The sequence below is a fragment of the Methylobacterium nigriterrae genome, from assembly GCF_037106235.1.
In the GTDB taxonomy this organism is placed as follows: domain Bacteria; phylum Pseudomonadota; class Alphaproteobacteria; order Rhizobiales; family Beijerinckiaceae; genus Methylobacterium; species Methylobacterium nigriterrae.
In genome coordinates this window covers 1-290 of sequence record NZ_JBAWTG010000731.1, presented here as the reverse complement: position 1 = coordinate 290, position 290 = coordinate 1, and the positions used below count along the sequence as shown (strand labels likewise).

General features: G+C 65.2%; 1 protein-coding gene. It reads right to left on the bottom strand.

Annotated features, from left to right (window positions below; all coding sequences use genetic code 11):
- Window positions 1–290 (bottom strand): ABC transporter permease (locus WDW90_RS38915; RefSeq protein ID WP_431311225.1); only part of this gene is annotated, 290 nt, incomplete at both ends.

The window sequence follows — 290 nt, the reverse complement described above, 5'->3', positions numbered from 1 at the left end:
CCAGCGGCACGATCATGGGCGAGATCAGGACGGCCATGAGCAGGCCCTTGCCCCGAAACTGCGCGCGGTGCAGGCCGGCTGCCGCCAGCGTCCCCAGGACGGTGGCCCGTGCGGTGGCGGAGGGCGCCACGATGAAGCTGTTGGTGGCGGCGCGGGCCCAGTCGTCAGAGTGAAACAGCGTGTCGTACCAGTGCAGTGAGAACGACTGGATCGGGTAGAGCAGCATCGAACCCTGGTTGAACGACAGCGGGATGATGACGAGGATGGGCAACAGCAAAAACAGCAGGATC